Raw genomic sequence first — 12,280 nt, forward strand, 5'->3', positions numbered from 1 at the left:
GCGGCTAACTTTATGGCTAAACTAGAGCAAGATCCAGCACCGGTTGTCGTTTCACAATCAATGGGAGAGCTAAGAGGGGATAAGACAAGGAAAAAGTATCGTGATCCCCAGCAAATCTCCCCTGTCGTAAACATAATTATCAGTGTGTTTCTGGCAATATTAGCATTTATGTGTGTATTTCCATTTATCTATGTCATCATAATTTCTTTTACAAGTGAAGAAAGTATTGTAAGAAATGGATTTCAGCTATTTCCAAAAGAGTGGAGTACTGATGCATATCTTTATTTATGGAGTATGAAGGAACGATTATTCCGTTCTTATGGCGTTACCATTCTTGTTACTATCCTCGGGACCATTATAAGTGTGTTAATGATTACCTTTTATGCTTACGCTATTTCAAGACCGCAATTTAAATATCGGAAATTCTTTACTTTCCTAGCCTTTTTCACAATGCTTTTCAGCGGCGGTCTAGTACCGACTTATATAATTGTTACTCAGTTTTTAGGATTGAAAAATACAATTTGGGCATTAATTTTACCGCTTGCATTGAATGCTTTCTATATCATCATAATGAGGACATTTTTCCTGAAATCAGTTTCCGAATCAATATTAGAATCAGCGCGAATTGATGGAGCTAGTGAATGGAGGATTTTCTTCCAAATCATCTTTCCACTGTCATTACCGGGTATTGCCACAATTGCTTTGTTTAGCACATTAGGTTATTGGAATGACTGGTTTACGGCTTTGTTGTATATAGATAATCCGAATTTAGTGCCGTTACAAGCATTACTAATGAAAATAGAAGCAAACCTTGAATTTATGAGGCAAAATTTAGATGTTGGCTCAATACAACAAAGTTTATTTGATACGATTCCACAAGAGTCAGCCAAAATGGCAATGGTTGTTATCGCCACGTTACCAATAGCAGTTTCATACCCGTTCTTCCAAAAGTACTTCATCAGTGGACTAACTATTGGCGGCGTTAAAGAATAATATAGAAAGAGGAGAGAGGTATGAAGAAAAAATTTGTGATTCTATTAGCACTAGTTCTATCGATTGGAACAATCCTATCTGCATGCACCAGCAAAGAAAGCTCAAATGAGGAAAACGGCGGAAAAGATGGAGACCCATATGAAATTAAATGGTACACCATCGGAACACCTCAAAAAGATACAGATAAAGTATTCGATGAGGTAAATAAGTACCTAAAGGAGAAAATAAATGCCACTGTGAAAATGACTCAAATTGATTGGGGTGATTGGGCCCAAAAATCGCAAGTTATGATCAATTCAGGTGAACAATTTGACATCATTTTTACAAACGGAACCGATTATGTTCAAAATTCTCAAAAGGGTGCATTTATGGCTCTTGATGATATGTTGAATAATGAAGGAAAAGAGATGAAAGAGGTTATTGATCCTCAGTTTTTAGAAGGTATCAAGATTGATGGTAAAATTTACGGTATTCCTGCTAATAAAGAGGTAGCAAGACAAACGGTTTATACGTTTAATAAACGACTTGTAGACAAATACAACTTCGATATTTCCAAGGTTGGAAGTGTAGAAGATTTAGAGCCAATGCTGAAAACTATTAAGGAAAAAGAATCTGCTATTACACCAATGGCTACATTTAAAGCATTTTTACGCTATGACTATGTCTTTAATGGTGAAATGCCCTTTGCATTCCCATTTGAAGGGAAAACAGATCAAGTGATTAATCCATTTGATACAGATGAAGCTATGAATATGTTTAAAACGATGCATAAATACTATAAAGCTGGCTATCTAAAAGAAGATGCTGCTACAAGTAAAGACACATGGCCAATGGATGTGGAAAATTGGTTTGTACGTATGGGTGGATCACAGCCATATGCCGATTTACTTTGGTCCCGTTCAGCTAAATACGAGGTTGTGTCTACACCTGCTGAACCGCCAACCATTGTAAATGACTCTGTTTCTGGTTCAATTCAGGCCATTTCGGCTACATCTAAAAATCCTAAAAAAGCAATGGAATTCCTAAACTTGCTAAATACAGATTCCTATCTTCGCAACCTTGTAGATAAAGGAATTGAGGGCACCCATTACAAGAAAAACGAAGATGGAACAATAGAAGATCTTCCTGCGCGTATCGACAGTTATAATATGCCATCCTATTCTTTAGGAAACCACTTCATCCTAGACCTATACAAAGAAGATCCTAAGGATAAATGGGAGAAATTTGAAGAATTTAATGCTTCGGCCGTTAAATCACCAACACTTGGTTTCAATTTTAATAGTGATCCAGTTCGCTCAGAACTTGCTTCGATAACGAATATTTCGAAGGAGTTTTATCCAGCACTTGGAACAGGTTCAGTGGATCCAGAAGAATATCTGCCTAAATTCAATAAAAAATTAGAAGAGGCCGGAATAGACAAAGTGTTAAAAGAAATTCAAAAGCAATATGATGATTGGAAAAGCAAACAATAATAAACATAAAAATCAAGCTGGTGCATTCCAGCTTGATTTTATTAGTTATATTCCTCTTTAACCTAATAACCTAAATATTACTAATTTATGTTATGATTAACATATATATATATAATTTGTATACTAAAGGATTCTAATATGAAATCTAAAGGACGCTATACGCAAAATGTGTTTAATAGACTGTTTTTGATATCCTCTATCACTATTGTTGTAACCGTTATCATTTTATTTGTTACGGTTTCAAATTATTATTCCAATATTATTATTCAAAAGGAAGTTAATATTAATACACGGACATTAGAAAGAGTAGAAGATTATTTTTCATCCAAGGATGCAGATATTAATAGAGCTATAAGAGATCTTTATATAAATGGAGATATGATCAATGATATAACTTTCGCTCTCAACAATGGTTATGGAAAATACTTGGAGTACCATTTAGATAGATTTTCGAAAAGTAAATCTTTTACTCCTAATAATATTGATATCTATTTTAACGGTTATTTTAGTCAGGATATTGATTTAAATGCCATTAGTTTACGTTCATATGAGACTCAATCTATTGAATATCTATTAATCAATAATAATGTCCGCTGGAATAAAAGCGTAATTGACCTTGGTACAAATGCAGATCCATCTCTATCTCAGGGAATACCTAACTTAAGCAGGGATGGTTTGCTAAAAGAACGAAAGTTAAGAAACACAATAACAAAAAAAATCATTCTGAATAACCCAGTAACACTGAAAAAAATTGGTGAAATATCATTTTATTACTCAACAGAATGGTTAGACAAAATGTTAAGAAAGCAAGAAGGAGCACCAGTATCTTTCTTTCTTATTGATAGAAATGGAGAAATTATTTATTCGGTTAATAAGGGTATCCCGATTGATATGATTAGGGAAGTAAAACGAGAAACAAATGAGACAAAAATAGAGTGGAAGCAAGAAAACTATCACATAAACACGATTGCTAATATGGGGGAATTTACTTACATAAGTGTTATTCCCGATAAAGGATGGCAAAAGCTGACGATCATTAGAGGGACTATGTGGGTTGTTATTTGCTTTCTTATTTTAGCTGCTATTTTAATAACTTTTTCTTTTACCAGGAATTATTCCCGTCGAATTCAAAACATCGTAAAGATAGTTCGTAAGGTAGAAAATGGTGATTTGAATGCACGAATTCCGATATCAAAGCAAGAAGATGAATTATCGAAGATATCTATCAATATCAATTCGATGTTAACAGAGCTAAATAAGTATATTGAACAATCCTACCTGTTGAATATGAAGCAGCAGCAAGCCGAATTAAAAGCCCTTCAGGCACAAATAGATCCGCATTTTCTATTTAACACACTTGAGGCCATCCGAATGGTTGCAGTTGTAGAGGGTTCTAAAACATCCAGTAAAATGATTTTTCATTTATCTAAGCTTTTTCGTTATACTTTGGAATCTAAAGATACCGTACCGCTTTACACTGAAATCAGATATGTTAATCAATACTTGAAATTGATGCAATTTAAATATCCAGATAAATTAAGTGTGGATATCAATATTCCAAATGAAGTGGAACAAACAATGGTACAAAAATTAATATTACAGCCAATAATTGAAAATTATTTTGCTCATGGTTTCAAAAAAAATCAATTTAATAATGAATTATTAATCCTTGCGCAACAAGTAGGTGAAAAAATAGATATCATCGTGAAAGATAATGGCAAAGGAATGTCTGAAGATAAATTAGACATCATTGTTCAACATATTAATCATGAAGAAGGTGACGGTGTGAAATCAATCGGATTAAGAAATATTCATCAACGTCTAAAGCTTAAATATGGAGACCAGTTTGGAATTTCCTTGACTAGCATCAAAGACCAAGGTACAACGGTTAAGTTGTCTATTCCTGTGCAGGAGATCAAGCATGTATAAGATACTATTAGCAGATGATGAACCGATTATCACAAAAGGACTAAAGGCCATAATAGATTGGGAGGATTATGGATTTGAAATTGCCTATACTGCCGAAAGCGGGGAGGATGCTCTTGCTTATCTAATTAATCATCCAATTGACATTCTTATCACGGACATTTTAATGGGCGAAATGTCTGGCTTGGATTTAGTTGAGGAAGTAAATAAAATAAAGCCTGAGATTAAGAGTATTGTTTTAACAGGTTATCAAGAGTTTGAGTATATTAAACAAGGATTATTGTTAGGCATTGAGAATTATTTGCTAAAACCAGTAGATGAAGAAGAATTATTAACAACTATCCAAAATACAGGCCGAAAGTTAAATTCGATCGTAAACACCAGGCAGCAGCATGATGAGACAACTCTGTTGGATAATACGTTATGGAACTATTTAACTGGTGAAATAGATCAGCACGATTTTCATGAAAGGTTGTTATTATACAGTATTGAGTTTAATGAAAAGCTTTATAATGTTTCTATATTAAATATTGAGAATTACCAAGATGGAGAGATACTAAACAAAGTTCGTAGCTTTATTGAGGAAAATTATTCAGCACTTTGTCTCTTTAGCCCTTTCCAGGAAATCGTAATCATCTATGGAGGTTATGATGAAGAGGATATATTGAGACAAAATCAAAATCTAGTCGAACATTTACATAAAGAACAGTTAGGGACCGGACTATTTTATTTATCTATGGGAAAGGTAGTCAATACGCTTGATGGATTTGAGGACAGTTTTGCGAATGCAAGGGAAAATAGTTTGCTGCAGTTAAATTTCGAACCCAATGTTCTTATTTCCAATAAAAATGCAATGGATCGGCAGGAAGAAATAAAGAGACAAAAAGAAATTAAAGAAAATATCGTGAAAAAACTAATGAATGGGGAAGACGTATTCTTATTGGAGATTGATCATTTCTTTGAAAATTTGACACAGCAGTCAAATTTAATCTCTCCTCAAGTAGTAAAAAAATATACATTTGATTTAATCTGCTATATCCACTATTCCATACAGCACGATGATTTTTCTCAATATACTGCAGCTGTTGAAAGGATTGTCTATAGTACTGAAATCAGTCATATGACAACCATCCTAAAAGAGTACTGTCATGATTTACTCCAAGCCATTCATCAACATACTCATAGTCGAAGTCCGATTGTGCAAAATGTGCTTCAGTATATTCATTCACATTATCATGAAGGTCTGTCATTAAAAACACTTGGACAGCAGTTTCATATAAACGCCATTTATTTAGGCCAATTATTCCAAAAAGAAGTTGGCTTGGTGTTTTCTGAATACCTGAATCGATATCGATTAGAAAAAGCTAAGGAATTATTAAAAACAACTCATTATCGCGCTGGGGAAATCGGCAAAAAAGTAGGATATTCTGATACAACCTACTTTTATAAACAATTTAAGAAAAATATAGGGACAACACCTAGTGAATGGAGAAAGATTTGAATAATCTGGTGGAAGGGAATTGAAGATAAATCGCTAGGCCACTTTCATATCACATGAATTTACCAGTAAAAACGTATCAAATTGATACGTTTTTTTATTGCATCTTCTATTTGAGTATTCTTTATTTTATCCAATGAATCTATATTTTCCCCAATAGGAAGGGGCATTTATTATTGCTAAAATTATGAAAATGATTACATATTTATACCAGTACATCCTATTTAGAAAGATGAAGATTAAGATAATTGTTTGAATAAATGTCCATGAACTCTCATAGCCTGATTCATCGACAGGATAAATCTGGATACACGGTAAGGAGAATTTATTTAGAAGAGTTTCTGATAAAAGATAAAGCACTAGGTTTTTTAGAATGCCTGATTTTTGTAATTTGAGTTGTTGGTGCCTGATGGAAAAGTATGATACTGACCTATCATCTGCCATACAATTTGTCTATTAATTTGTTCAATAGGTACCTGGAGGGATATGTAATGGAAAGAATAGAACGATTCATTCGTTATCTAGCAGATCACCAACTTCTAGAAGCTATACCCATTTCCGATTGGCGTACGAAACGTGCGATATATGAGGAACCTATTAAGTATGTATTAGAATCTGAAAGTTCTCCTTTAGTTAATAATGGTGATTGGTTAATCAATTCAGGTACAACTATGTTTCTTGAAAAAGATGTATACATACCAGAAAAATGGAGAAAGCAACAATTTGGATTAAATTTTCTAGTTGGGGCAAAGGGACGACCAACTCATCATGAGGGTTTGGTTTCGATCGATGGCTTGCCCTATCAAGGGATTGATCGAAACAGAAATTATGTGCCATTTAATGATAAAGCAAGGGGAAAAGAAAAAATTAATATCAAAATAGAATTATTTAATCCTGTTCCTCAGGCAGTAGATGAATTAAATCATCAAAATGAACCTGCGGAATATGACCCGCCTTCTCTTTATCTGATTAATGGGTGCTTGGAATTGCCGAATCCAGCAATAAAAAGTCTTTTAACAACTGTTACATGTTACTTTGAGACTGCAAAATTGCTCCCTGAAGATGATTTAATAAGAGGAAAAATCTTCGAAGCTCTAAATGAAGTTCAGTATCAAGTTCTTTTTGAAAAACCTGAATCTTTACGTGAAAGTTTACGGATAAAAGAAATAGAAGAAAAGCTAATTAAACATCTGGCACATTTACCTGGTAGCATACCGGGACAGATGTTAATGGTCGGTCAATCCCATATTGATTTAGCTTGGTTATGGCCGATGAAGGAGGCTGTCCGAAAGTGCAGTCGTACTTTTTCGACGATGAGTACTTTACTAGATGAGAATCCGAACTTTACCTATGCTCAAAGTCAACCTCAAGCATACGCATTTGTAAAAGAATATTATCCTGACATCTATCAGAGGGTTAAAAAGCATATCTCCGATGGCCGCTGGGAAATTGTCGGTGGTATGTGGGTAGAGCCTGATTTAAATATACCTTCTGGCGAATCATTGGTGCGTCAACTCTTATATGGAATGAAGTTCTATAAAGATGAATTCGGTCAACAGCCAAGAATTGAGTGGCTTCCAGATACATTTGGATATTGCGCCTCTCTACCTCAATTGTTAAAGAAAGCAGGATTAGAGTACTTTATGACAACCAAAATGAACTGGAATGATACTAATCCATTCCCATATGATTTATTTCATTGGGAGGGCATTGATGGAACAAGAATTCTTTCCTATTTAAATCATGGTTTGAATGAATATACCCATCCAAAAGAAATTGATAATCACTGGAGGAGCTATAAACAAAAGCAACTATATCCAAAACAAATGCTTCTCTATGGTCACGGGGATGGAGGTGGAGGTGTTACACAAGAAATGATTGATTATATAAACCGCTCTACCTCCCTTCCCGGACTTCCAGCAGTGGTGAATAGTACAGCACACGAATTCTTTGATGGTATTCAACAAGAAGATCCCAATTTGCCGACATGGGTTGGAGATATGTATTTAGAGCTTCACCGAGGGACATACACAACACATGCCCGGAATAAGAAATGGAATCGTAAGGCTGAGGTTCTTTTTCGAGAAGCAGAATTTTGGAGTACTATGGCAGCTTACTTTGCAAACGTTGGTACTGCTCCGTCATTGGAAAAAGGGTGGAAATCACTTCTTCTTAACCAATTTCACGATATTATTCCGGGTTCATCAATTCCTGAGGTGTATGAAAAGTCAGAAGCTGATTACAAGGAAATTTTTACTGCCGGTGAGCATGTTAAAAATAATGCTCTTGTAGTATTAGAAAAGCAAATAAATACGCTGGGTGAAGGAACCCCATTCCTTCTATTTAACAGTTTGTCATGGGCGAGGTCAGAAACGGTAAGAATTATCGGGGGATTTGAATTGGCAGGTAAGAAAGCGCTTAATAAGGATGGTGACTTTTTGCCGTCAGACATCCGCCAGCTGAAAAATGGCCAACTGGAATTATCTATTTATGTATCTGACATTCCTCAACTTGGCTACAAGACTATCTGGTTAAAGGATTATGATAATCCAAGTATAAAAGTGAATGAGGAAGTAGGTAGCCGATGGGAAACTGAATATTATTTAGTGGAATGGAATGAAAAAGGGGAAATGCTCCGCTTGTATGACAAAAAGGCACAACGTGAGGTTTTAGCACCTTGTGCACTAGCCAACCAATTTCAGTTGTTTCATGACCGGCCAATCGTGTGGGATGCCTGGGATATTGATCCAAAATTTAATGACCAGCCTGCTGATTCAATAGTTTTGCTAGGTAAAGATATTCAAAAAGGCGAGACACAGGATTCCATTCGTTTTAAATGGCAGTTGTCAAATTCCATTATTGAACAAGAAATGATTCTTTACCATCATAGTAGTCGAATTGATTTTCATACAAAAGTTAACTGGCAGGAGCAACACAAATTATTAAAAGTAGCCTTTCCTGTTGATATCCTTTGTCAAAAAGCCACATATGAAATTCCATTTGGATCAGTGGAGAGAGCAAATCACACGAATACAAGTTGGGAGAGAGCACAGTTTGAAGTGTGCGGTCATCGTTTTGCGGATCTTTCTGAAGCGGGGTATGGTGTCAGCCTGCTCAATGACTGCAAGTATGGATATGACGTAAAACATAATACCCTTCGTCTATCTTTACTTCGAGCTTCTAAATGGCCAGATCCAACAGCTGACTTAGGTAATCACGAATTTACCTACTCGCTGCTTCCACATGAAGGGGATTGGAGAGAAGCGGAAGTAGTTAAGAGAGGTTATGAATTGAATCACCCTATCGTTTGTGTAAACGCCTCCTCTCATAGTGGAAATCTTCCAAACTCACATTCTTTTATCGATTTGAAGAGCAAACACGCTATTCTAGATACATTGAAACCCTCTGAAGATGGTAAGGGGATCATTTTAAGAATGTACGAATCAAGCGGCGGCAGGGAAGAAGTACAAGTAACATTTGTAAAGTCGGTTTTTTCTGCTGATGAAACGAACTTATTGGAGGAAAAACAAGACGCTGTTCCGGTTCAAAAAAATAAATTATCCTCCTATCTTAAGCCGTTTGAAGTAAAAACGATTTTAGTCACATTCTAATCACTTAGATTTTCATCTTGTATCGCCTGCAAAATATCTTAAGCAGTATAGCATATATAAATCCAAGCAATGAGGGTAGAGGAGGTGGTGAAAGATGGATAATGCGATGGATTCAGTAAACGAAACAGAAATGATATCAATATGGGTAGAATCATTACTTTCAAAAATGACACTAAAGGAAAAGGTAGGTCAGGTAAACCAAAAGATGTATGGTTGGGAAGCCTACCGAAAAACAGAATCAGGGTACGAATTAACAGAAAAGTTTATAAACCACGTGCGATTTGGGGATGGAATCGGAGTTATTTACGGTTTGTTTCGATCCGATCCATGGTCAGGCATTCATTATGAAAATGGAATTCCCAAAAGTGAAAGTGCTGAAGTTGCGAATATGATACAGCAATATATTAAAGAAAACACACGGCTAGGTATTCCAGTTCTGCTATCAGAGGAGTGCTCACATGGTCATCAAGGGCTCGACAGTATGATTACTCCTGTTAATTTAGGTGTAGGAGCGACATGGAATCCGGATCTACACGAAGATTTGATGGCGGCTGTAGCAGAGGAAGTTCGGGCAAAAGGGGCTCATATGGCGCTTGTATCAACACTCGATATTTTGCGGGATCCCAGATGGGGACGTTCAGAAGAATGCTTCAGTGAAGATCCGTACTTAGCTTCAAGGTTAACAGAAGCAGTGGTAAAAGGAATGCAGGGAGATAATGGTGAAACTATTCAAGCTGGAAAACTTGTGGCGGTATTAAAACACTTTGCAGCTCAGGGCAATGGAACAGGTGGCCATAATGCTGCACCTGCATCTATAGGTGAACGAGAATTAAGGGAGATCCATCTGCCTCCAATGATTGCGGCTATACACTCCGGGGCACTTGCTTGTATGGCCGCATATAATGAAATCGATGGGATTCCATGCCATGCAAATGGCTATCTACTCAATGAAATCTTACGAGAGGAATTTGGCTTTAACGGTGCTGTTATGGCAGATGGCTGCGCTCTAGACAATTTGGTCAACTTGGCCCAAAGCAGAGAAAAGGCGGCTGCGCTGGCTCTTGAAAGCGGAATAGATATAAGCCTTTGGGATAATGTATATACCACCTTAGAAAAGGTTATTGAAGATGGTCTTGTTAGTGAAGAACAACTTAATAAAGCCGTTAGAAGAGTTCTTACATTGAAATTTAAAATGGGATTATTCGAAAATCCTTATGTTGTAACCAAGTGGGCTGGAATTACTGCACAAAAAGAGGAAATTAATTTAGAATCAGCAAGGCAGTCGATTGTTTTATTAAAAAATGAGGGAATTCTCCCGCTAAAGAATAACTTAAAAAAAATAGCGGTAATTGGGCCCAATGCCAATTCAATCTACAATCAATTGGGTGATTACACGCCGTTCCAACAAGAAGATCATGTTATTACGGTTCTTAAGGGAATCGAAAAGCTTGCAGGGGGGACAGAAGTTGTATATGAAAAAGGATGTGGCATTCGCTCACGGTCTACGGAAGGAATCGAGAAAGCCGTCAGTCTTGCTGAAAGCTCGGATGTAGCTATTGTGGTACTAGGTGGGTCGAGCGCAAGGGATTTTAAGGCACAGTTCGATTTAAATGGAGCAGTCGTTAATATAACAGGAGAAGAGGAAATGGATTGCGGCGAAAATGTAGACTTAGCTAGTTTAGAGTTAGGCGGTCATCAATTGCAATTGTTGCAGCGAATCATGAAGACAGGTACGCCAACCATTACGATTTTGATACAGGGCCGCCCACATGCGATCCCTTGGATTGCTGGAAACGCCCCAGCGATTTTAAGCGCATGGTACCCAGGACAAATGGGTGGACAGGCAATTGCAGAAATATTGTTTGGACACGTTAATCCAAGCGGTAGATTACCTGTTTCCATCCCAAGATCTTCTATGCAAATTCCTGTATTTTATAATCACAAGGATGGGAATTACAAAAAGGACTATTTTGATATGGCAGGCAGCAGTCTATTCCCATTTGGATTTGGGCTATCTTATACGACCTTTACTTATGAAAATCTACAATGCTCGGAACAGGCTATTTCAGTAGATAAACTTTCAGCTGGACAAATATTTAATCTTTCAGTAGATGTTACCAATAGTGGTGGCAGTGATGGATACGATGTTATTCAGTTATATTTAAAGGGAAAAGAATCCAGCATTACAAGAAGAGTACGGGAATTAAAAGGATTTAAAAAGGTTTGGATAAAAGCTGGGGAAACAAAAGAAGTAAATTTTGATATTGGAAAAGAAGAATTGCAAATTTACGGAAATCAAAGGCAGTATACCATAGAGCCGGGAAATTTTGTTTTAGAAGTTGGCAATCCTGTTGAATCCCTAAAAGTATCACTTAAAATCGGCTGATGATTTTTAAATTTTTTGGGCAGTTTATTTAGAGATTAAGAGGAAGCCTTTTCTATTAAAACGATTTTAAAGAGGTTAGCACCTATTTTGGTAATGTGTTTATTAGTTCTTCTTTTTGAATAAAAAATACCTATTTTTATTACAAGTAGATAGAAATGATCGTAAACAAAGAGGCTGGGACATAAGTATTTCAGTCAATGATAAATCCGAACTATTAGGTGATATTTTAATAGATATTTCGCCTAATAGTTTGGATTTTTATTTTTTTTTCAATAGATTGGTTACTTCTGTATATCATTATTAAACTTAGTGGAATGGAGCGGAAGCCACCGACTCCTGCGGGAAGTAGAGGAAAGGCTGAGACCCCGCAGGCTCAGCCGAGGAGGCTAAAGCC

The 12,280-nt window shown here is 36.2% G+C and carries 6 protein-coding genes; all 6 read left to right on the forward strand.

Annotated elements, in window-relative coordinates; translation table 11 throughout:
- The first annotated feature begins 60 nt into the window (after nucleotides 1-60).
- On the forward strand, nucleotides 61-993 hold the full coding sequence (locus tag FHY45_RS11400) for a carbohydrate ABC transporter permease (protein WP_139892019.1): 933 nt from the start codon (nucleotides 61-63) through the stop codon (nucleotides 991-993).
- 20 nt (nucleotides 994-1,013) lie between these two features.
- Nucleotides 1,014-2,465: an ABC transporter substrate-binding protein gene (locus FHY45_RS11405; protein ID WP_139891903.1), complete on the forward strand. Its 1,452-nt coding sequence runs from the start codon at nucleotides 1,014-1,016 to the stop codon at nucleotides 2,463-2,465.
- Nucleotides 2,466-2,603: 138 nt separating this feature from the next.
- Nucleotides 2,604-4,394 carry a sensor histidine kinase gene (locus FHY45_RS11410; RefSeq protein WP_139891904.1) on the forward strand — a complete coding sequence of 597 codons (1,791 nt, stop codon included), beginning with the start codon at nucleotides 2,604-2,606 and terminating at the stop codon, nucleotides 4,392-4,394.
- Nucleotides 4,387-5,892 (forward strand): response regulator transcription factor, encoded by a 1,506-nt coding sequence (locus FHY45_RS11415; protein WP_139891905.1) that lies wholly within the window; start codon nucleotides 4,387-4,389, stop codon nucleotides 5,890-5,892. The genes FHY45_RS11410 and FHY45_RS11415 overlap by 8 nt, the downstream gene beginning before the upstream one ends.
- Nucleotides 5,893-6,380: 488 nt before the next feature.
- Entirely contained in the window at nucleotides 6,381-9,500 is a 3,120-nt protein-coding gene (locus tag FHY45_RS11420) for an alpha-mannosidase (protein WP_139891906.1), read from the forward strand.
- A 94-nt stretch (nucleotides 9,501-9,594) separates the two neighbouring features.
- Nucleotides 9,595-11,886, forward strand: coding sequence for a glycoside hydrolase family 3 N-terminal domain-containing protein (locus tag FHY45_RS11425; protein WP_139891907.1), 2,292 nt, complete (start codon nucleotides 9,595-9,597; stop codon nucleotides 11,884-11,886).
- The last annotated feature ends 394 nt before the right edge of the window (nucleotides 11,887-12,280 follow it).

The organism is Bacillus sp. D386, from assembly GCF_006346415.1.